The 21,828-nt window shown below is 61.2% G+C and carries 21 protein-coding genes and 1 riboswitch; of the genes, 8 read left to right on the top strand and 13 right to left on the bottom strand.

The features are described from left to right. Positions 1–219: 219 nt before the first annotated feature. Positions 220–1,980, top strand: coding sequence for a methyl-accepting chemotaxis protein (locus ACM5SV_RS08395; RefSeq protein WP_222014523.1), 1,761 nt, complete (start codon positions 220–222; stop codon positions 1,978–1,980). Positions 1,981–2,074: 94 nt separating this feature from the next. Here the strand turns inward: ACM5SV_RS08395 and ACM5SV_RS08390 are convergent, their stop codons facing one another. The 10 genes from ACM5SV_RS08390 to soxR all read right to left on the bottom strand — a co-directional run bounded on the left by ACM5SV_RS08390 (position 2,075) and on the right by soxR (position 12,930). Further along, on the bottom strand, positions 2,075–3,733 hold the full coding sequence (locus tag ACM5SV_RS08390) for an OFA family MFS transporter (protein WP_222014524.1): 1,659 nt from the start codon (positions 3,731–3,733) through the stop codon (positions 2,075–2,077). A 107-nt stretch (positions 3,734–3,840) separates the two neighbouring features. Beyond that, on the bottom strand, positions 3,841–4,086 hold the full coding sequence (locus ACM5SV_RS08385) for a formate dehydrogenase subunit delta (protein WP_012759231.1): 246 nt from the start codon (positions 4,084–4,086) through the stop codon (positions 3,841–3,843). Beyond that, positions 4,076–4,900: a formate dehydrogenase accessory sulfurtransferase FdhD gene (fdhD, locus tag ACM5SV_RS08380; protein WP_017995345.1), complete on the bottom strand. Its 825-nt coding sequence runs from the start codon at positions 4,898–4,900 to the stop codon at positions 4,076–4,078. The genes ACM5SV_RS08385 and fdhD overlap by 11 nt, the downstream gene beginning before the upstream one ends. A gap of 37 nt (positions 4,901–4,937) precedes the next feature. Continuing rightward, on the bottom strand, positions 4,938–7,817 hold the full coding sequence (gene fdhF / locus ACM5SV_RS08375) for a formate dehydrogenase subunit alpha (protein WP_113547553.1): 2,880 nt from the start codon (positions 7,815–7,817) through the stop codon (positions 4,938–4,940). 57 nt (positions 7,818–7,874) lie between these two features. Then, positions 7,875–9,431, bottom strand: a complete 1,557-nt coding sequence (locus ACM5SV_RS08370; RefSeq protein ID WP_012759234.1) for a formate dehydrogenase beta subunit — start codon at positions 9,429–9,431, stop codon at positions 7,875–7,877. Beyond that, entirely contained in the window at positions 9,428–9,907 is a 480-nt protein-coding gene (locus ACM5SV_RS08365; RefSeq protein ID WP_017995348.1) for a formate dehydrogenase subunit gamma, read from the bottom strand. Before ACM5SV_RS08365 ends, ACM5SV_RS08370 begins: the two co-directional genes overlap by 4 nt. Before the next feature lie 135 nt (positions 9,908–10,042). Next, positions 10,043–10,936 carry a LysR family transcriptional regulator gene (locus ACM5SV_RS08360; RefSeq protein ID WP_003543441.1) on the bottom strand — a complete coding sequence of 298 codons (894 nt, stop codon included), beginning with the start codon at positions 10,934–10,936 and terminating at the stop codon, positions 10,043–10,045. Between the two features lie 191 nt (positions 10,937–11,127). Continuing rightward, positions 11,128–11,469, bottom strand: a complete 342-nt coding sequence (locus ACM5SV_RS08355; RefSeq protein ID WP_113547555.1) for an ArsR/SmtB family transcription factor — start codon at positions 11,467–11,469, stop codon at positions 11,128–11,130. A gap of 103 nt (positions 11,470–11,572) precedes the next feature. Further along, positions 11,573–12,343, bottom strand: coding sequence for an SDR family NAD(P)-dependent oxidoreductase (locus tag ACM5SV_RS08350; RefSeq protein ID WP_028743625.1), 771 nt, complete (start codon positions 12,341–12,343; stop codon positions 11,573–11,575). A 122-nt stretch (positions 12,344–12,465) separates the two neighbouring features. After that, a complete protein-coding gene (gene soxR, locus ACM5SV_RS08345) occupies positions 12,466–12,930 on the bottom strand; it encodes a redox-sensitive transcriptional activator SoxR (RefSeq protein ID WP_113547556.1) in 465 nt (154 codons plus the stop codon). An 82-nt stretch (positions 12,931–13,012) separates the two neighbouring features. Between soxR and ACM5SV_RS08340 the strand changes: the two genes are divergently transcribed. The 7 genes from ACM5SV_RS08340 (at position 13,013) to ACM5SV_RS08310 (ending at position 19,520) form a co-directional block, all read left to right on the top strand. Continuing rightward, positions 13,013–13,609, top strand: coding sequence for an NADPH-dependent FMN reductase (locus ACM5SV_RS08340; protein ID WP_113547557.1), 597 nt, complete (start codon positions 13,013–13,015; stop codon positions 13,607–13,609). A gap of 244 nt (positions 13,610–13,853) precedes the next feature. After that, positions 13,854–13,967: riboswitch (TPP riboswitch) on the top strand. Then, positions 13,958–14,566, top strand: coding sequence for a YkoF family thiamine/hydroxymethylpyrimidine-binding protein (locus ACM5SV_RS08335; RefSeq protein WP_113547558.1), 609 nt, complete (start codon positions 13,958–13,960; stop codon positions 14,564–14,566). It overlaps the preceding riboswitch by 10 nt. 12 nt (positions 14,567–14,578) lie before the next feature. Beyond that, entirely contained in the window at positions 14,579–15,385 is an 807-nt protein-coding gene (locus tag ACM5SV_RS08330; RefSeq protein ID WP_222014525.1) for an ABC transporter permease, read from the top strand. Then, positions 15,382–16,194 (top strand): ABC transporter ATP-binding protein, encoded by an 813-nt coding sequence (locus ACM5SV_RS08325; protein ID WP_113547560.1) that lies wholly within the window; start codon positions 15,382–15,384, stop codon positions 16,192–16,194. The genes ACM5SV_RS08330 and ACM5SV_RS08325 overlap by 4 nt, the downstream gene beginning before the upstream one ends. Positions 16,195–16,261: 67 nt before the next feature. Further along, the gene (locus ACM5SV_RS08320; RefSeq protein WP_012759243.1) at positions 16,262–17,272 is read left to right on the top strand and encodes an ABC transporter substrate-binding protein; all 1,011 of its coding nucleotides are present in this window, start codon (positions 16,262–16,264) and stop codon (positions 17,270–17,272) included. Between the two features lie 122 nt (positions 17,273–17,394). Beyond that, a complete protein-coding gene (locus tag ACM5SV_RS08315) occupies positions 17,395–18,615 on the top strand; it encodes an acyltransferase family protein (RefSeq protein ID WP_012759244.1) in 1,221 nt (406 codons plus the stop codon). A 167-nt stretch (positions 18,616–18,782) separates the two neighbouring features. After that, on the top strand, positions 18,783–19,520 hold the full coding sequence (locus ACM5SV_RS08310; protein WP_012759245.1) for a sugar transferase: 738 nt from the start codon (positions 18,783–18,785) through the stop codon (positions 19,518–19,520). A gap of 211 nt (positions 19,521–19,731) precedes the next feature. On the opposite strand, the gene ACM5SV_RS08305 is transcribed toward ACM5SV_RS08310, so the two are convergent. The 3 genes from ACM5SV_RS08305 to atpD are packed head-to-tail and all read right to left on the bottom strand — an operon-like array spanning position 19,732 to position 21,814. Further along, a complete protein-coding gene (locus ACM5SV_RS08305; RefSeq protein WP_012759246.1) occupies positions 19,732–20,139 on the bottom strand; it encodes a F0F1 ATP synthase subunit epsilon in 408 nt (135 codons plus the stop codon). Beyond that, complete coding sequence (locus ACM5SV_RS08300) at positions 20,139–20,378, bottom strand: hypothetical protein (protein WP_012759247.1); 240 nt, start codon at positions 20,376–20,378, stop codon at positions 20,139–20,141. The genes ACM5SV_RS08305 and ACM5SV_RS08300 overlap by 1 nt, the downstream gene beginning before the upstream one ends. Beyond that, positions 20,378–21,814 (bottom strand): F0F1 ATP synthase subunit beta, encoded by a 1,437-nt coding sequence (gene atpD / locus ACM5SV_RS08295; protein WP_012759248.1) that lies wholly within the window; start codon positions 21,812–21,814, stop codon positions 20,378–20,380. Before atpD ends, ACM5SV_RS08300 begins: the two co-directional genes overlap by 1 nt. Positions 21,815–21,828 lie beyond the last annotated feature (14 nt).

Here is a 21,828-nt window from a genome sequence, read left to right as displayed (position 1 = left end):
AGCTGCGACTGTGATTCTGATATCAGAAGATTAGCAAAAGCTTTTATACGCAATATTAACCATGCCCAGTCAGCATGGTTGTGAAGCGTTCGGATGACATGTTTGCGGCACATTGGGATTGCGAACCGGCCAACGGTTCGTCCCGGGACCAGCACTCCTCGTCGACCCTTGCGTCTACCAGCCTAAGCAGCAAAAGCTGCGCATCTCAAAGGGACAGCAATGTTTGGTCTAAGCTCCGATTCGAACTACATTCTTGATGCCATCTCCAAATCGCAGGCGATCATAGAGTTCGATCTCAAAGGAAACATCCTCAAGGCGAACGAAAATTTCTGCAAGGCGCTTGGATACAGCCTGAGCGAGATCGTTGGTAAGCATCACGGCATGTTCTGCGAGCGGGCCTATACGGCAACCGCGGCGTATCGCGAATTCTGGGCGCGGCTCGGACGCGGCGAATATGACGCTGGCGCCTACAAGCGCTTTGCCAAGGGCAACCGGGAAATATGGATCCAGGCGTCCTACAATCCGGTTTTCAAAGGAGGCAAACCATACAAGGTCGTGAAATTCGCGGCCGACATCACCGCAGCGAAAAAGAAGGCGGTGGAGGATTCCGGCAAGCTCGCGGCGATCTCGCGCTCGCAGGCGGTGATCGAATTTGCCCCGACGGGCGAAATCTTGACCGCCAACGAGAATTTCTGCAACGCCATGGGATATTCGCTCGCCGAGATCACCGGCAAGCACCACAGTATGTTCTGCGATCGTGCCTATACGGATACGGCCGACTATACCAATTTCTGGAAGCGGTTGGCGCAGGGCGAGTTCATCGCCAATGAATTTGTCAGGTTCGGCAAGGGTGGCCGGCAAATCTGGATACAGGCAGCCTACAACCCGATCCTCGATGCCGACGGCAAGGTCTACAAGGTGGTGAAGTTCGCGACCGACGTTACCCAGCGCATGAGCGCCATTTCCCTTCTCGGCACCGCGCTGCGCAATCTTTCCGAAGGCGATCTGACAAGAACGGTGGACACGCCTTTCGTTCCATCGATGGAGCAGCTGCGGCACGATTTCAACACCGCTGTCAAAGGCCTTTCCGAGACCATGAAGACGATCGGTCAGAATGCCAGTGCGATCGCCGCAGGGTCGAGCGAGATCGGCGCATCGGCCGACTCCTTCTCCAAGCGGACGGAACAGCAGGCAGCATCGATCGAAGAGACGGCCGCCGCGCTGGAGGAGATCACCACGACCGTCAACGATTCCAGCCGTCGTGCCGATGAGGCGGGGCGTCTCGTCGCCGTGACCAAGCAGGGCGCCGAACATTCCGGCGTCGTGGTTCGCAATGCCGTCGCGGCCATGGGCCAGATCGAACAATCCTCGCGCGAGATCACCAACATCATCGGCGTGATCGACGACATCGCCTTCCAGACCAACTTGCTTGCGCTGAATGCCGGCGTCGAGGCGGCTCGCGCCGGTGAAGCCGGCAAGGGCTTTGCGGTCGTGGCTCAGGAGGTGCGGGAACTCGCCCAACGCTCCGCCAATGCTGCCAAGGAGATCAAGGCGCTGATCAACACGTCGGGCGAGCATGTCAAGAACGGCGTCGGGCTCGTCGGCGAGACCGGCAAGGCGCTCGAGGCGATCGTCGCACAGGTCGGCGATATCAATGGCAATGTCGCCGCCATCGTCGAAGCCTCCAGGGAACAGGCAACCGGCCTCAAGGAAATCAACCAGGCGGTCAATACGCTGGATCAGGCAACCCAGCAGAATGCCGCGATGGTCGAGGAAAGTACCGCCGCCAGCCTCAGCCTTGCGAGAGAAGCCGAAACGCTGCGTGTCCTGCTGGCTAGGTTCCGCCTACCCGGGCAGACGCAGTCGACCAGCGGAGCGGGGCCAAGACAAACGGGCTCGCCGGCGCTGCATCTCGTTTCACGTGTCGCAAAGGCGCACGGCACTGCCGCGGCGACCGCCCAGAGCTGGGAAGAGTTCTGAACCATACCGGTGCAAGGCGGCACCTTGACCGGATTGCGCCGTATACGACGATAAAGCGCCGCCGCATGAAGCCCATGCGACGCGCTTTGATGGCTTAGCCGAACAGCGCGAAGGTTGCCCTCAGCGTCACCCAGACACCCCACAGCAGCGGAATGCCGACGACGGCCCAGGCAAGCATCGCCTTGGCGTCCAGCCCGCCTGTGCCGATGCCGAAGGAACCCGTCGGCCCGGCATTGACGGCGGCCGACTTCGCCTGCAACGCGGCGACCTCGTCATCGGACATGAACCATTTGTCCGAAAGCGGCCTGATCAGCGCATTGGCGATGAGCCCGAGCGCCAGCATGCCCGCGAGGATATACATGGTGCCGGTATAGAGGGTTGGCCCGGGCGCAACGCCGGCGGCGATCTGCGCTTCGCGGATATAGTTGACGACAACGGGCCCGACGATGCCGGCCGTTGCCCAGGCCGTCAGCAGCCGGCCGTGGATGGCGCCGACGAACTGCGTACCGAAAATATCGGCAAGATAGGCCGGGATCGTCGCAAAGCCGCCGCCGTACATCGACAGGATGATGCCGAAGGAGAGAACGAACAGCGCCTTGTTGCCCATGCCTGCGAAAGTGGGCGCCAGTGCATAGAGCACGATGCCGAGGACGAAGAAGCAATAATAGGTATTCTTGCGGCCGATCTTGTCGGACAGCGACGCCCAGAAGAACCGTCCGCCGATGTTGAAGAGCGACAGCAAGCCGGCGAAACCGGCGGCGATCGTGGCGATCGATGCCTTCTGCCCGGCGTCGAGCTGGGCGAAGCCGACATCCGGCAGGCCGATCAGCGAACCGGCGAAGATTTCCTGCAGCATCGGCGAGGCCATGCCGATAACGCCGATACCGGCCGAAACGTTGAGGCAAAGCACCGCCCAGATCAGCCAGAACTGTTTTGTCCTGTGGGCATTGCTGAGGTGCACATGTTTGGTGGTGATCATCGTGCTCTTTGCTGCAGGCGGCGTCCAACCCTCGGGACGCCAGCCGGCCGGCGGAATGCGATAGCCGAAGGCACCGCCCATCATGAAGACGAAATAGATCACCGCCATGACGATGAAGGTCTGCCAGACGCCGACCGAACTGTCGGTCTTGAAGGCATTCATCAGCAGGTTGGCCAATGGGGCGCCGATCATCGCACCGCCGCCGAAGCCCATGATCGCCATACCGGTCGCCATGCCGCGCCGGTCGGGAAACCATTTGATCAGTGTCGAGACCGGTGAGATGTAACCTAGGCCGAGACCGATGCCGCCCATGACGCCGGCACCGAGCCACATCATCCAGAGCTGATGAATAATGACGCCGATCGCCGCAAGAATGATGCCGCCGCACCAGCAGCAAGCGGAAACGACGCCCGCCTTGCGCGGACCGGCGCGCTCAAGCCAGCCGCCCCAGATGGCGGCCGATGAGCCAAGTAGAACGAAGAACAACGTATAGATCCAGCCGAGGTCGGCAACGCGCCAGTCGCAGGTCGTGGTGAACAGCGCCGAGGCGAGTGTCAGATCAGGGCAGGCCGTCGAGGCCGTGATCCCGAGCGACTTGGAAAGCGGCAGCCAGAACACGCTGAAACCATAGGCCATGCCGATGCAGAGATGGATGGCGAGCGCTGCCGGCGGCACCAGCCACCGATTGAACCCGGGCCTTGCGACGATCCTTTCACGATCGAGCAGGCCTACCCCCGCCAACGCCCCGTCTGTACGTGTTTCCGCTGCAGTCATGAACAACTCCTCCTGGCTCAGACTTGGTTTTTCTCAGATTTTACTGTCACCGACATATGCGCAGGCAGGTTGCTCCCGCCTCCCCTTCGCGCATGGGCCGATCCAGACTATGGGACCTGGTGTGTCACCGGCTCTGGCTTTCTAATCAGAGGAACGGCCTGAAGCACGAGCGCGTCCAGGCCGTTCTCCTCATTCTCCAGAATTTCGAACAATTGCCGCCGCATGCGCGGGTCCCAGAATTTATTGATATGGGTGGCGACCCCCTGCGCGGCCTCGCTTTGCGGCTGGCTCTTGAAGAAGGTGGCGATCTGGTTTGCCATATAGACGAGCTTGGTCTTGGTATCATGCGACATCGGCAATGCTTCCGGGCGAGATGCGGTGCGGGTGGGTGAAAATCTCGAAATCCTCGCCGCGCACCAGCGCGACGAGCGTCATGCCGGCTTCTTCGGCAGTGCGGATGGCGAGAGCCGTCGGCGCCGATATGGCGATGAGCACCGGGCTGCCGAGGATCGCCGCCTTCTGCACCATCTCGACGGAAAGCCTGCTGGTGACGACGACGGCGCCGTCCCCGCCTCTTTCACTGGCGCCGATGACGGCGCCGCAGAGCTTGTCCAGCGCATTGTGCCGACCGACATCTTCGCGCACGGCAATCAGCCCCCTGCCGGGAAGATAGAACCCGGCGCCATGCACCGCCCGCGTCTCACGATGCAGCGGCTGCGCCTCGTTCAGAAGCGAAACGGCGCGGACGATATCCGCATGCGACAGCGCCAGCGGCGATGTCGAAACGTCAGGCACCGGCCGTACCGCCTGTTCGATCGATTCGATGCCGCAGAGCCCGCAGCCGACCGGTCCCGCCATGCTGCGGCGTCGTGCCCGCAACCGATCGGCGACATCATCGACCAGGCTCACCTGCACATCGATCCCCTGCTCACCCTCGACGACCTCGATGCCCGATATCTCCGCCGGCCCGGCAATGATCCCTTCGGTCAGGCTGAAACCGACGGCAAAATCCTCGATATCCGCAGGTGTTGCCATCATCACCGCATGCGAACTGCCGCCGTAGGAAAAGGCGATCGGCACCTCTTCCGGCACGATGCGCGAACCGGTCTGGAGGATGCCGTTGCGGCGGGCGGTTTCGGGGGCATGGGCAGTGACGGTGAAGGTCATGATCCACGTTCCTGCTTACAGAGCCGCCCCCGCATCGTCACTCCGCTGCCTCGAGCTTGCCGGCGATGCGGCGCGATTGACGCGCCTGCTCGTCATATTCGAGTTGCCATTCGCTCGGCCCGTTGGAGGGCGAGACCTGCACCGCCGTCACCTTGTATTCCGGGCAGTTCGTCGCCCAGTCGGAGAAATCGGTGGTGATGACGTTCGCCTGCGTCGTGGGATGATGGAAGGTCGTGTAGACGACACCCGGCGCGACGCGATCGGTGATCAGCGCCCTGAGCGTCGTGTCGCCGGAGCGGCTGCCGAGCTTCACCCAGTCGCCGTCGCGAACGCCGCGCTGCTCGGCATCGTGCGAATGGATTTCCAGCCGGTCTTCCGCATGCCATACGACATTCTCGGTTCGCCGTGTCTGCGCCCCGACATTGTACTGGCTGAGGGTGCGGCCGGTTGTCAGCAGCAGCGGGAAGCGCGGACCGGTGCGCTCGTCGGTCGCCACATATTCGGTGCGGATGAACTTGCCCTTGCCGCGCACGAAGCCATTGACATGCATGATCGGCGAGCCGAGCGGGGTCTTCTCGTTGCAGGGCCACTGCACCGAGCCCATTTTGTCGAGATAGTCGTAGGAGACCATCGCGAAACTCGGCGTCGTCGCGGCGATCTCGTCCATGATCTCCGACGGATGGGTGTAATTCCAGTCGAGCCCCATCGCCTGGGCAAGCTTCTGCGTCACTTCCCAGTCGCCATAGCCGTTGCGCGGCGACATCACCTTGCGCACACGATTGATGCGGCGCTCGGCATTGGTGAAGGTGCCGTCCTTCTCGAGGAAGGTCGAGCCCGGTAGAAAGACATGGGCGTAATTGGCGGTCTCGTTGAGGAACAGATCCTGCACGACGACGCATTCCATCGCCGCAAGCCCGGCCGCGACATGTTTGGTATCGGGATCGGACTGGAGGATGTCTTCGCCCTGGATGTAGATGCCCTTGAACGAGCCGTCGACTGCTGCATCCAGCATGTTCGGAATACGCAGGCCCGGCTCGTTGTTGAGCTTCACGCCCCAGAGCTTTTCGAAGATATCGCGCGTCGCATCGTCGGAAATGTGCCGGTAGCCCGGCAATTCGTGCGGGAACGAGCCCATGTCGCAGGAGCCCTGCACATTGTTCTGGCCGCGCAGCGGGTTCACGCCGACGCCGGGACGGCCGATATTGCCGGTCGCCATCGCCAGGTTGGCGATCGCGATGACCGTGGTCGAGCCCTGGCTGTGTTCGGTGACGCCGAGGCCATAATAGATTGCGCCATTGCCGCCCTTGGCATAGAGCCTTGCCGCGCCGCGCAGATCCGCCGCCGGCACGCCGGTGAAGATCTCGGTCTCTTCGGGACTGTGCTGCGGTTCGGCGACGAAGGCGGCCCAGTCCTCGAACTCCGACCAGTCGCAGCGCTCGCGGATGAACGCCTCGTCAAAGAGCCCTTCGGTGACGATCACATGCGCCAGCGCCGTCATGACCGCGACATTGGTGCCGGGCTTCAGCGGCAGGTGATAGGAGGCCTCGATATGCGGCGAGCGGACGATATCGGTGCGGCGCGGATCGATGACGATGAGCTTGGCGCCCTGGCGCAGCCGCTTCTTCAGCCGCGAGCCGAACACCGGATGCCCATCGGTTGGATTGGCGCCGATGACGATGACGACGTCGGAATGCTCGACGCTGTCGAAATCCTGTGTGCCCGCCGACGTGCCGAAGGTCTGGCCGAGGCCGTAACCGGTCGGCGAATGGCAGACGCGGGCGCAGGTGTCGACATTGTTGTTGCCGAAGCCGGCGCGGATCAGCTTCTGCACCAGATACGTTTCCTCATTGGTGCAGCGCGACGAGGTGATGCCGCCAATTGCCTCGCGGCCGTATTGATACTGGATGCGGCGGAACTCCAGCGCCACATGCGCGAAGGCCTCGTCCCAGCTCACTTCCCGCCAGGGATCGCTGACCTTTTCGCGGATCATCGGATTGAGGATGCGGTCCTTGTGGGTGGAATAGCCGTAGGCGAAGCGTCCCTTGACGCAGGAATGGCCGCGATTGGCTTGGCCGTCCTTCCACGGCACCATGCGCACCAGTTCCTCGCCGCGCATCTCCGCCTTGAAGGAACAGCCGACGCCGCAGTAGGCGCAGGTCGTCACAGCCGAATGCTCCGGCTGGCCGATCTGGATCACCGATTTCTCCGTCAGCGTTGCCGTCGGGCAGGCCTGGACGCAGGCACCGCAGGAGACGCATTCGGAATCGATGAAATGCTCGTGCATGCCGGGCGAAACGCGCGAGCCGAAGCCGCGGCCCTCGATCGTCAGCGCGAAGGTGCCCTGCACTTCCTCGCAGGCGCGCACGCAGCGCGAACAGACGATGCATTTCGAGGGATCATAGGTGAAATAGGGATTGGACTCGTCCTTCGGCATCCATTTCAGATTGATGTCGCCATTGCTGCGCGCCTTGACGTGGTTGTCGCCCTCATAGCCGTAACGTACGTCGCGCAGGCCGACGGCGCCCGCCATGTCCTGCAATTCGCAATCGCCGTTAGCCGCGCAGGTGAGACAGTCGAGCGGATGGTCGGAAATATAGAGTTCCATCACGCCGCGGCGGATATCCTTCAACCGCCCCGTCTGCGTGTGCACCACCATGTTTGCCGCCACCGGCGTCGTGCAGGAGGAGGGTGTTCCGTTGCGGCCCTCGATCTCGACGAGGCAGAGCCGGCAGGAGCCGAAAGCGTCGACCATATCGGTGGCGCAGAGCTTCGGCACCTTGATGCCGGCCTCCATCGAGGCGCGCATGATCGAGGTGCCCTCCGGCACGCTGATCTGCTGTCCGTCGATGGTGAGCTTCACCATGACCTCGGATTTCGAAGCAGGAGTGCCGTAGTCGATTTCATGGATGAGAGACATGATTGGCCTCCTTGCTTGAGATGGTGAGGTCAGCGCAGGCGTTCCATGAAAAACGCGTCATTCCGCCGCCTCCACCAGAGGTGCCGGCGAAAAATCCTCCGGGAAATGCGTCATGGCGCTCATCACAGGATAGGGCGTGAACCCACCCAGCGCACAGAGCGAGCCGAACTTCATTGTGTTGCAGAGATCGGCAAGCAGCGCCCGGTTCTTCTCCGGCTCGATACCGTGAGCGATCTTGTCGGCCGTCTCCACGCCGCGCGTCGAGCCGATGCGGCAGGGCGTGCACTTGCCGCAGCTTTCGACGGCGCAGAATTCCATCGCGAAACGCGCCTGCTTCAGCATATCGGCCGTGTCGTCGAAGACGACGATGCCGGCATGGCCGATCAGGCCGTCCTTGGCGGCGAAGGATTCGTAATCGAATGGCGTGTCGAACAGCGCCCGCGGGAAATAGGCGCCGAGCGGTCCGCCGACCTGCACGGCCTTGACCGGCCGTCCCGTCACTGTACCGCCACCAATCCTGTCGACGATATCTCCGAGCGAAAGACCGAAGGCCGTCTCAAAGAGGCCGCCATATCTGACATTGCCGGCAATCTGCAGTGGGATGGTGCCGCGTGAGCGGCCCATGCCGAAATCGCGATAAAAGGCCGCACCCTTTTCCATGATAACGGGCACCGAAGCCAGCGAGATCACATTGTTGATGACGGTCGGACAGTTAAACAACCCCTTATGCGCCGGCAGTGGCGGCTTGGCACGCACGATGCCGCGCTTGCCTTCGAGACTGTTGAGCAGCGCCGTCTCCTCGCCGCAGACATAGGCGCCGGCGCCGGCGCGCACCTCGATATCGAAGGTGTGGCCGGAGCCGAGCACCGATGGTCCGAGAATGCCGGCCTCGCGCGCGATGCCGACGGCCTCGGTCATGACAGCGATCGCATGCGGATATTCCGAACGCGTATAGACGAAACCCTTGGTCGCCCCGGTCGCGAGCCCTGATATCGCCATGCCCTCGATCAACACAAAGGGATCGCCCTCCATGATCATCCGGTCGGCAAAGGTGCCGCTGTCGCCCTCATCGGCATTACAAACGATATATTTGCGTTCGCCGGCGGCCTCGAGAACGGTCTTCCACTTGATGCCGGTTGGAAAGCCGGCACCGCCGCGTCCGCGCAAGCCGGAATCGGTGATTTCCTTGACGATATCGACTGGTGTCATCGAAACGGCGCGGCGAAGGCCGGCAAGACCGCCATGCGCCTCGTAATCGCCCAGCGAAAGCGGATCGGTGACGCCGCAGCGGGCGAAGGTCAGGCGGGTCTGTTCCTTGAGGAACGGGAGGTCTTCAACCTCCCCGAGACAGAGCCGATGCTCGCCTCCATCAATCATCCCGGCATCGAACAGATCAGGCACATCCTTCGCCTTCACCGACCCGTAGCCGATGCGCTTGCCGGCAACCTCGACCTCGACCAACGGCTCCAGCCAGAACATTCCGCGCGAGCCGTTGCGCACGATCTCGGCATCGAAGCCGCGGGCGGCGATCTCCTGGGCAATCGCCTTTGCCACCTTTTCGGCCCCGAGCGCCAGCGCTGCGGCATCGCGCGGAACATATATCCTGACCGTCATCGGCGTGCCTCCGCGACGAGTTCCGCCGCCGTCTGATCGTCGACCCGGCCATAAACCTCGCCGTCGAGCATCGCCGCCGGCGCACAGGCGCAGAGCCCGAGACAGTAGACCGGCTCCAGCGTCACGCCGCCATCGAGCGTCGTCTGATGAAAATCGATGCCGAGCAGCGCCTTGACACGTTCGGCCAGCGCATCGCCGCCCATCGACTGACAGGCTTCAGCGCGACAGAGCTTCAGCACATGCCGGCCGGCGGGATGGTCGCGATAATCGTGATAGAAGGTCACCACGCCATGCACCTCGGCGCGGGAGAGGTTCAATTCCTCCGCAATAACAGGCATGGCCTCCTGCGGCACATAGCCGAATTCTTGCTGAACCTCGTGCAGAATGGGAAGCAGCGGCCCTTCGAGAAAGCGAAGATCGGCGATGATGGCTCGGGTGCGTGCTGCAATATCGCCTTCGGCGATATGAATGGTCATAATGCAGCCCTCCCGGCGGCTTGCTCGTTGCGAAATAGCGGGCCTCCCCCAGCCGAGTGCTATTCCGTCACCACCATCTCAGGGAAGCAGCCGGCGATCAATAAAGCTATCTCGTTGCTTGATAGGTTTTTTCTATCAAAGTTCTTCATCTTGCACGAGCACTCTTGCTTCATGCAGCAAAGCCGAGACAAGCGGCGTGAAGGGCTCGCGATACGGCGCAACAAGGCCGACCAGATGATGCGCCTCCGGCTCGACGATCGGGATCATGCGGATTTCCACTGGAAATCCGAAGGATTTGGCGACGTTGCGCGGCATGATGCTCGCCCAGCGTCCGGTCCGGACATGGGAAAACAGCACGATCATCGAGTTCGATTCGAGCGTCGGATGCGCGGTGGCGCCTGCTTCCGTCAAGTGGCGGTTGATGATGCGGCGGTTCTGCATGTCGGCAGTCAATAGACAAAGCCGAAGATCGCCGATCTCCCGCCAGGTCACGTTGTCGCGATCAGATAGCGGGCTGCCGGCAGCCGTGATCAGATTATAGCGCTCGGCATAGAGGGGAACGGTCGTGACGCGGCCGAGCGGCTCGTTTTCGAGATAGGTGATGCCGGCATCGATTTCGAGATTTTCGAGCATGCTCAGCACCTGCAGCGAATTCCGCGAGACGATCGAGAAGGTCACGCCGGGATGCCGCTCCTGAAAGGGCGTGGTGATGCGCGACAGCATGGCGAGCGCGGTCGGAATGGCGGCGAGGCGGATGTGGCCGGAAAGGCCACGGCGCGCAGCGCGCATCTCCTCGCGCATGGTGCGGGCATCGCCGACGATGCGCCGGGCCCATTCGAGCACGCGCTGTCCCTCCGGCGTCAGCCCCTGGAACCGCGAACCGCGTTGCACCAGCATGACGCCTAGTTGATCCTCGAGTTGCCGGATGGCGGCCGAAAGCGTCGGCTGCGAGATCCCGCACTCCTCCGCGGCACGGCCAAAATGCTTTTCATTGGCAAGGGCGATGAAGAATTCCAGCTTGTCGATCATCCGGTCTCCCGATCCGGCGTGACATCATCCGGGTCAGTTCATCTTTGACGCAGCAGCCGTGCTCCGCAAGGGCGATCTCTAGATCAGGATGATTTTAGGCCCGATCGGCCTAAAATCTGAATCCTGATCTAAATCAAAGAAATAGAGCATGATGTCGTCCGAAAACCGCGCACACTTTTCGGCATCATGCTCTAACTGTTTTCTGCAGCCGGGAAAAGATCGAACAGCGATTCGAGGAAGGCAAGCACGCTGACATTGCCGATGCTGTAATAGACCAGCCTGCCCTGGCGGCGCGTATGGACCAGGCCTTCTAGCCTTAACCGCGCCAGCTGCTGCGAGACCATTGCCTGCTGTATGCCGAGGATATTTTCGATTTCACCCACCGTCCGTTCCTCGTTCGCCAGTATGCAGAGGATCAGAAGTCGGGTCTGGTGTGCTAGCGCTTTCAGCAGATTGCTCACTTCGTGGGCTTTTCCAGCGAGTGTGTGCAATTCCTGGCCGGTCATCCCCGGCTCGGGTTTGGGCAGCGGCATTCGGTATCTCGGAAGGTAGGCAATGAGGTAGATCAGCACAATAGCATATTCGCACAAGCGAATTGGTCAAAAGTGATGAAGTGTCAAAAAAAGTCCAAACAAATCAGCAGATAAGCTGACCTCCATTGATCTCGATCACCTGTCCGGTGATGTAGCCCGAGAGCGAGGGAGCCGCCAGGAACAGATAGGCGGGAGCACAATCCTCCGCCGTGCCGAGCCGCTGCAGGGGGATGGATTTTCTCGTCTGCTCCAGCTTTTCGCGCGAGGAATAGCGCTCATGGAAATCCGTCTCGATCGTTCCCGGCGACACGCAATTGACGCGGATGCCGTCCGGTGCAAGCTCACGGGCAAGCGCCTTGGAATAGGTTGCAACGAAGGCTTTCGAGGCGGAATAGATCGAGGAACCGGGGCTGCCGCCGGTCAGCGCCGAAATCGAAACCGTGTTGACGATGGCAGCGCCACCAGCCGCCTTCAATGCCGGCAGCAGCGCCCGCGTCAGCGCCACCACCGATGTCTGGTTGAGCCGCACGACCGCCTCATATTCTGCGTCGGTGAGTGTGGCGGCGGGAAAACGACCAAGCATGGTGCCGGCATTGTTGACGAGCACATCGACCTTATCGAAGAAGGCGAGAGTATCCTCGGCAAATTGCGCTGCGCCACCGACTGCAGAGAAATCGGCATTAAGCAGCAGCGCCCGTCTTTCGGATTCAGCCGTCAGCAGGAAATCCGGCAGGTCGCGTCCCGGCTTGCGCCCGGTATGGACGATCACCTTCGCGCCGCAGTCCAGGAACTGCCGGGCCACTTCAAGGCCGATGCCGCGGCCGGCGCCGGTCACCACAACATTGCGATTTTCGAACAGTCTGGGATGGAACACGAAGCCGTCCTCCTCGCGGACAGTGCCGCCGGTTGTGTCATTCGCCCTTAACATATGAGCGCGCCGACCGAAAGGAAGGCGCGCATCGATCTTTCCGGAAAGATGCACGTTCCTGCGGAAGACTAGTTTTCGGCCTCCAGAAGTCGCGCGCCCGGCCCTTCCTTGCCGAGCCGGTCACAGGGATTGCGCAACGGACAGCTTTCGATCGACAGGCAGCCGCAGCCGATGCAGCCGGTCAGACGGTCGCGCAGCAGGCTAAGCCGCCTGATTCGCGCGTCGAGATCATCCTTCCACAGCGCCGACAGCGTCTGCCAGTCGGCGACGGTCGGCGTGCGTCCCTGCGGCAGGGACGTGAACGCCGCTTGGATTTCCGAAAGCGGAATGCCGACACGCTGCGCCACCTTGATGATGCCGAGCCGGCGAAGCACATCGCGCCCATAGCGCCGCTGATTGCCACGGGAGCGGATGCTCGAGATCAGCCCCTTGGTCTCGTAAAAATGCAGTGCCGAGACGGCCAGGCCGCTGCGCTCCGCCACTTCGCCGACCGTCAGGAGCTTGCCGAGCGGCGCTGCCGGAATTGTATCCATTGCCTCTTGACCTCAATATTAGTTGAGGTTTTATAACCCTTGCTCCTGCAATCGTAAAGTCCAATCGCAATAAGGAGCACGCATGCAAACACCCACCAGGCTGGTTGTCATCTATGGAAGCACGAGAGAGGGCCGCATCTGCGACCGGGTGGTCAAATGGCTGACGCAGGAACTCGTCCGCTTCCCGCAATTCGATATCGATATCATCGATCCATTGAATTTCGCGCTGCCGTCTAACCGTGACATGGCGCACCCCGAAATCGGCAGGCTCGCCGGCCGGCTTGGCATGGCCGACGCCTTCATCATCGTCACGCCGGAATATAATCACAGCTTCACCGCCTCGTTGAAGTCGATCATCGATTTCTTCTTCGAGCCCTGGCAGGGCAAGCCGGTCGCCTTCGTTTCCTATGGCGGCATATCCGGCGGCCTGCGCGCCGTCGAACAGCTGCGGCTGGTCTTTGCCGAACTGCACGCCGTCACCATCCGCGATTCGGTCAGCTTTGCCGCACCTTGGAACCGCTTCGATCCAGACGGACGACTCGATAATCCCGCCGATGGAATGCGTTTGCTCGATCGGATGATGGCGAGGCTGGAATGGTGGACGCAGGCGCTCGTCACCGCCCGCAGCAATCGTCCCTATGCCGAAATAGAGCGCCGCGCGTCTTTTCAGACACGCTAAGGACGCTCTATCACTTTGAATCTGCTCATAATCCTTTCCGAAAATAGATTCCGATTTTCGGGGTTATGCGCTAGCCGCCTGAGCCAGAAAGCTCCGGTTCCGTTCCCGGCAGGTACGGAACCATTGGGAACACCCGGGCAGATCCTCCGCCCGGGTGTTTTCCGTCACATCCGGTTCATTCCGACCGCACGGACGGGTTCGCAATTTTGCGGTTGCGGGGAGAAAACCCCGGTGATAGTTTCCGCGCAAATAACAGGGGGGCTCCGTATTGCCGGGGCTGAGATGTGAGGCGCAAGCCTCTGGACCCTTCAAAGCTGATCTGGGTAATGCCAGCGGAGCGAGGTTCAGATGTTCTCAGGCGCACAAGTGTCACTCTATCCGATGTCCGACAATTTCGTCGGCATCATTCTCGATGCCGTCAAGGTGCTCGATCCCTATCGCGACCGGCTGCGCATCGAGACCGATGACATTTCCACACTGCTGGTCGGCCCGCCTGACATCCTCTTCGCCGCCATGCACGACCTTTTCGTCTCTGCCGCAAAGACCGGCGAGCATTGCGTGCTGTCCGCTGCGATTTCACGCGGCTGCCCCGGCGAGCCCGACGACGCCATCTGCGGCGTCAACCCCTCCCTCGGCCAGGCGGAGCCGCTTGCCGAGCGTATAACAGCCGCACTTGCCGCGGTTGAAACCACCGCCGAGACCGGACAGCCGACCGCTGCGCAATTCTCGCTCTACGTCATGGGAACCGGTACCCATATGGACGAGATCTACGGCTGCATCGACTTCCTGAAGCGCTCCGGCACCTTCGACCGCGCCAAGAATTTCTGTACCAGGCTCTCTGGCGATGCCGGCGCGGTCTTCGCCACCATTCGCGAGGCCTTCTATCGCTTCGGCGACCCCGAAGGACATGTGACCCTAGATGTCACGGTTTCCGCCAACAGCCCGACGAAGGCCTGAATTAGAACGCTGATGACACCGTCAAAACCATCGGAATCGCGCCTTGCCGCGCTCCGCGCCGCTCTCTACCGGGGCATACCCGCCTTGCTCGCCGGCTGCGCCTTCTTGGCGGCATGGGAACTCTATGTCGATCTCTCCGGCATCAAACCGTCCATCCTGCCGGCGCCGTCGCGTATCGTCATCCAGGGTTGGCTGAACCGCGAGGCGCTGATATCAAACACCTGGCCGACGCTCGGCGCGACACTCGGAGGTTTCGCCCTGTCGCTTGCCTTCGCCTTCGCCGCCTCGATCCTCATGGATTTCGTGCCCTTCATGCGCCGGGCATTGCTGCCGATCTTCATCGCCAGCCAGACCCTGCCGATGGTGGCGATCGCCCCCCTCGTCGTCCTCTGGTTCGGCTTCGGCCTATTGCCGAAGATCCTGCTGGTGGCGCTCGTCACCTTCTTCCCGCTGCTCGTCGCCTTGCTGCAGGGCTATGAATCGACTGACCGCGACATCGCCGAATTGCTGAATTCGATGAAGGCGAGCCGCTGGCGCATTTTCCGTCTGGCACGGCTTCCCTCCTCGCTGCCCTATTTCTTCGCCGGCCTGCGGATCTCGATCACCTATGCCGTCGTCGGCGCGATCTTTGCCGAATATGCCGGTGCCGCCCGCGGCCTCGGCATCTATATCCTCAACGCCAAGAACAACTTCCGACCCGATCTCGTGCTCGCCGCCGTCATCGTCAGCGCCGTGCTGACACTCTGCCTCTTCGGGTTGACGCTGATGATCCAGCGCCTCGTTATGCCCTGGCAGCCATCCGGGGAGCAGCGCCGATGAGCGATGCAATGGTTGAACTCAGCAACATCTCGAAGTCCTTCGATGGCATGAAGGTGCTGGACGACATTTCACTCGCTGTCGCAAACGGCGAGTTCGTTTCGATCGTTGGCCCATCCGGCTCCGGAAAATCGACGGTGCTGCGACTGCTGACCCAGGCGCTTCGGCCCGATTCCGGCACCATGCTTTTCAAAGGCGCGCCGCTGGAACAGGCGCCGCATTCCTTCGCCTTCATGCCGCAACGCGATGCGCTGATGCCCTGGCGCCGGATCATCGACAATGCAGCACTCGGTCTCGAAGTGAAAGGCATGAGCCGTCGCGCGGCCCGCGCCGCCGTCGCGCCGCTGTTCGAGAGCTTCGGCCTTGCAGGCTTCGAGCAACACTATCCCTCCGCGCTGTCAGGCGGCATGCGCCAGCGCGCCGCGCTGCTGCGCACCGTCGTCCAGACCCAGGACATGCTGCTGCTCGACGAGCCTTTCGGCGCCCTCGACGCGCTGACGCGTACGCAGATCCAGGAATGGCTGCAGGGCATGTGGACCGAGCACCGCTGGACGGCGCTGCTGATCACCCATGATGTTCGCGAGGCCGTGTTCCTCTCCGACCGGATCTACGTGCTTTCGGCCCGTCCAGCGCGTATCATCCGTGAATTCCGCGTTCCCCTGCCCCGTCCGAGAAGCATCGCCGATCTCGGCTCGCCGGCGGCCCAGGCGATCGAAACCGAAATCCTGCAAACCCTGCTTCATCCGCTAGAACAGGATGATTTTAGGTCGGTCGGCCTAAAATCTGAATCCTGTTCTAATTTAAAGAGTTAGAGCATGATGTCGTCCGAAAACGCTCACACTTTTCGGCATCATGCTCTAGAGACCTGAGGAGGTCACCATGCTGCTTCTCACCCGTCGCCAGACGATCTTCGCCGCCATCGCGGCAAGCGTCGCCGGCCGCACTGCCTTTGCCCAATCGGCGCCCGCAAAGGTTCGCATCGCGCTCGACTGGACGCCCAACACCAACCATATCGGCATCTATGTCGCCAAGGCGAAGGGCTTCTATGCCGATGCCGGGCTCGATGTCGAGATTCTTCCCTTCACCGATACCAGCGCCGGAACGCTGGTGTCGAACGGCGTTGCCGATTTCGGCATCAGCAGCGAGATCGAGACGCTGACGCAACGCGCTGGCGGCGGTGACGTGAAGATGGTCTACGGCGTCGTCCAGACGGAAACCGCACGCCTGATCTTCAAGGGCGGACGCGACGACATCAAGAGCCCGAAAGACCTCGACGGCAAGACCTATGGCGGCTTTGGTGGCACCTGGGAGAGCGCGCTGATCTCGGCGATGATCCGCAATGACGGCGGCAAAGGCGACGTCAAGACCGTCACCCTCGGCACCTCCGCTTACGAGGCGCTGGACAATGGCTCGATCGATTTCACGCTGGAGATCTACACCTGGGAAGGCATCGCTGCCGAACTGGAAAACCGCAAGATCGGCCGCTTCCACTATTCCGATTATGGCATTCCCGACGAGCAGACGACGGTCATCGTCTCCAGCGACGCCTATCTCTCCGCAAGTCGGGACCACGCCCGCGCCTTCATCCAGGCGACACGAAAGGGTTATGCCTACTCCGTCGACCATCCCGACGAAGCCTGCGACCTGTTGATCTCTGGAAGCAACGGCGCACTGATGAATACGGAACTGGTAAAGGCTTCTCAGAAGGCATTGATCGAGGGCCACTTCCTGAAATCCGAGGCCGGTGTGATCGGTAAGCTCGACCCGGCAAAGGCCGAGGCCCTGGGTGGCTTCCTGATCGAGAATGGTATTCTGGTCGATGCGAATGGCGCCGCACTCAAGGAGAAGCCGGACTTTTCCACCTATTATACCAACGAACTTCTCGACTGAGCCCAACGCCTGCCTTGCCCGTCGTGACTTTCCGCTGCAAAGTCCGAGACCCCGGAGCATGATGTCGTCCGAAAACCGCTCACACTTTTCGGCATCATGCTCTGGGCAGGGCGGGGGATAAGATGCGACAACAGGAGAGACTGGCCGGAGCGGACTTTCTGCGCGCGACGGCCTGTCTGCTGGTGCTCGCCCACCACTTCGCGCTGCGGCTGGATATGCGCAGAATCCCCGACGAACTCGGACCGGCCGCAAATATCCTCCGCTTCGGCAATTTCGGCGTCGCCATCTTCTTCGTGCTCAGCGGCTTTCTTCTTGCCTATCCCTTCTGGCGCGCGCTCGACGCGGCCAGCGACATGCCGAGCCTGCGGCATTACACGATACGCAGGATGGCGCGCATCGCTCCGGGCTTCTGGTTCGCCGCCACCGTCGGCTTCGCCCTCAGCCTAACGCTGCTGGCTCTGCCGCTGACGCCTGAGCTTGTGCTCCGCTACGTCTCCGGGCTGCTGTTCATGAGCCAATGGCATTGGCGCACCTTGTTTCCTGTCGAAGCCGACGGGCCGCTCTGGTCCATTCCCTTCGAGGTCACCAGCTATGTGCTCCTGCCGGTCTGCTTTCTCGTGCTGTTTCGTTTGCCTTTCCTGAGGCAGCGCCCGTTGCTTGCCCGCTTCGCCTGGCTTTGCGTCATCACCGGCGTACTCCTCGCCCATGTGCTGATCCTGACCTTCCTTCCGCTCGACGACATCGGACGCGGCTGGCAGTATGGCCTGCAGGGCGGGGCTAAGGAGTGGATGCCGAGATATAACCCGATCGGCTTCTTCGCCGTCTTCGCGCTCGGCGCGCTTGCCGCCGGCGTCGAGGTCATGCTGCCAAGAAGGCGCTCCTCCTGGTTCGATGCCGCAGCGCTCCTCGCCCTCGCCATTGCCGCCTACCGCCTCGTCATATCGCCCGGCGGCTCCGCCGAAGCCTACGGCTGGCTCGAAATCCCCTACGGTTTTCCGGTCTTTCCACTGGCAGTCGCAACGGCGCTCGTCTCACTCAGCCATTCACAACGCCTAGGCGTGCTGCTTGACAACGCTCCTGTCCGCTACATCGCAAGGATCTCCTTCGGCATCTATATCTGGCAGGAGATCATCCTGATATTGATCCAGAGGCTCGACCCGGGTTCGTTCGGCGTTTCCTCGGAAAATGTCGTCACTGGCTGGCTGCAGTCTTGCGGATTGGCGGCAGCGCTCATCCTTCTGGTCGCAACCCTCAGCTACGCGCTGCTGGAAAAGCCGGCGATCCATTTCGGAAGCCGGCTGACATCTCGTCAACCCAATCGGGCTACTCCTTTCAAAGTATAAATTTCCCGTAAACGCAACTACAGGCGTTAAGGTTAACGCGGAATACTCCCATTTTTGGCGTCTTTAGGGTTATCAAATTCTTATTTATCCCGATGACAAACGATACGTGACCATGTATTTGTCTCCCTGCTGTTCAGTATCGCATCTAAACTTGTGGACCTTGCGTAATGAATGCTTTTACTTCGAAGACGAATCCACGCTTCGATCCGTCTCAGCGTCAGGACAAAACCAAGACCCTGGTTATAGCGAACTCCAACATTCGCCAGCCGGATAGCTTTTCCCTTATCGAAAGAAAGATGGCTGTGCGGCTGGGCGTGAAGCGGTTGATCGACATCGTCGCCTCAGTCAGCGCCCTCATCGTGCTGGCGCCGCTTTTTCTGGTAATCGCTCTTTTCATCAAACTCGACGATGGCGGTCCGGTGTTTTTCCGCCAGATCCGCTGGGGGCTGAACGGCCGGAAGATCATGGTCTTCAAGTTCCGGTCGATGCGTGCGGAAGCTTGCGATCCGAGCGGCATTCAACAGACCGTCAAGGGCGACAGCCGGGTGACAGGCATCGGCTCGGTGCTCCGCAAGACCAATATCGACGAGCTGCCGCAGCTTTTCAACGTTCTCAGGGGTGAGATGTCGTTGGTCGGCCCGCGCTGCCACGCCATCAATATGCGGGCAGCCGGTCGGCTCTACGAGGAACTGGTGCCGGACTACCACCACCGCCACATCATGCGCCCCGGCATCACCGGCCTTGCGCAGACGCGCGGCTGGCGCGGCCCGACGGCGCGGCCCCTGGCAGCCCGCGCTCGCATCGCCTGCGATATCTATTATGTCAGGAATTTCAGCCTGCTACTCGACCTGAAGATCCTGTTCAAGACGGTCGTCATCGAGCTGCGCGGTGGAACCGGCTTCTGAGACGAAGCCGGCATCACTACCAGAGGTAGGCCGCCCTGCAGCGTCACGCGTCTTATCAGACGCGCAAAGGTCGCATTAGCCCTTTGAATTGTTGCGGCCGCCGCTTAATTTCAACTCGGCCGATAGTGCTGTTTTCCATACATCGACAGATAAAGGCAGAAACAAAAAAGCGGCCATCGCGGCCGCGTTTCATGGATCTTACCGATTGTAATCAATCCTGTTGAACGACGCCGCGCAGGTGCGTCAGTTCCATGATGAAGTGCTCGAGCTTCGACTTGTGCTCGTGCAACTCGGCATGTTCGAGTTCCTTGCGGGCGGCCTCGATGCGGCGCGTCAGTTCGTCCTTGTGGAGTTCCTCGACCGGAACCGCGGATTCGGCCAGCAATGTGCAGCCGGTCGGCAGGATATCGGCAAAACCGCCGAACACGACGTAGTCCTGCTTCTTGCCGGAGGCCGAACGCACGCTCACGACACCCGGTTTGATCGTCGTCATCGTCGGCGCATGGTTTGCCATGACCGTCATCTCGCCTTCAGTCGCGGGGATGACGACCTCGGTCACCATCTCCGACAGCAGCAGACGCTCCGGCGAAACGAGCTCAAAGTTGAAATTGTCAGCCATCAGTGACTTACCTTCTCGGCTATGGCGTTCGCATCTTGCAATTTAGTCCCGCAGAACGGGCAGTGCATTATCGCTTGGTCGAGATAACCGAGGCCTTCCTCGCTCTGGACCAGCCCCACCACCATCATCAGCACGCCATTATCGGCGCGATAGACGGTCGGCGCTGCCGGTTCCGGAAGATCCGCCACGACCCCTTTCAGGGAGTCGCAGCAGAATATCTCGTCTAGCGCATCGCTCATTAAGCAGCTGCGAGCTTCTTGGCCTTTTCGACCGCTTCTTCCATCGAGCCGACCATGTAGAAGGCAGCTTCCGGCAGGTGATCATATTCGCCGTTGACGAGGCCCTTGAAGCCCTTGATCGTGTCTTCGAGAGCAACCAGCTTGCCCGGCGAACCGGTGAAGACTTCGGCGACGAAGAACGGCTGCGACAGGAAACGCTCGATCTTGCGGGCGCGGGCGACAGCAATCTTGTCCTCTTCGGACAATTCGTCCATGCCAAGGATCGCGATGATGTCCTGCAGGGCCTTGTAACGCTGCAGCGTCGACTGGACCTTACGGGCGACGTCGTAATGTTCTTCGCCGACGACCATCGGGTCGAGCATGCGCGACGTGGAGTCGAGCGGATCGACCGCCGGGTAGATGCCCTTTTCAGCGATCGAGCGCGACAGAACCGTCGTTGCGTCAAGGTGAGCAAACGAGGTTGCCGGCGCCGGGTCGGTCAAGTCGTCGGCCGGAACGTAAATGGCCTGAACCGAGGTGATCGAGCCGGTCGTCGTCGTGGTGATGCGCTCCTGCATCTGGCCCATGTCGGTTGCCAGCGTCGGCTGATAACCGACGGCCGACGGGATACGGCCGAGCAGAGCCGACACTTCGGAACCTGCCTGCGTGAAGCGGAAGATGTTGTCGACGAAGAACAGAACGTCCTGGCCCTGGTCGCGGAAGTGTTCGGCAACCGTCAGGCCGGTCAGGGCGACGCGGGCGCGGGCGCCTGGCGGCTCGTTCATCTGACCGTAAACCAGCGCGGCCTTCGAGCCTTCGCCGCCGCCATGCTTGTTGACGTTCGATTCGATCATTTCGTGGTAGAGGTCGTTGCCTTCGCGGGTGCGTTCACCGACGCCTGCGAAAACCGAATAACCACCATGCGCCTTGGCGACGTTGTTGATCAATTCCATGATCAGAACGGTCTTGCCGACGCCGGCGCCGCCGAAGAGGCCGATCTTGCCGCCGCGTGCATAGGGAGCCAGAAGATCGACGACCTTGATGCCGGTCACCAGAATCTGCGATTCCGTCGACTGTTCGACATAGGACGGCGCCTCCTGGTGGATGGAGCGCTTGTGAGCGGTAACCAGCGGACCGGCTTCGTCGACCGGCTCACCGATGACGTTCATGATGCGGCCGAGCGTCTCGTTGCCGACCGGGACCATGATCGGAGCGCCGGTATCGGCGACTTCCTGACCGCGGACGAGACCTTCGCTCGAGTCCATCGCGATGGTACGGACGACGTTTTCGCCAAGGTGCTGCGCAACTTCGAGAACCAGGCGGTTGCCGTTGTTGCTGGTTTCCAGCGCGTTCAGGATCTTCGGCAGTTCGCCTTCGAAAGCAACGTCGACGACGGCGCCGATAACCTGGGTGACTCTGCCGACAGAGCCGATCTTGGGGGTAGCTGCCTCAGCCATTTTCTGACCCTCTT

It is taken from the genome of Rhizobium sp. CRRU65, assembly GCF_048551595.1.
GTDB lineage: Bacteria > Pseudomonadota > Alphaproteobacteria > Rhizobiales > Rhizobiaceae > Rhizobium > Rhizobium leguminosarum_J.
This window is presented reverse-complemented; position numbering and strand designations above follow the sequence as displayed.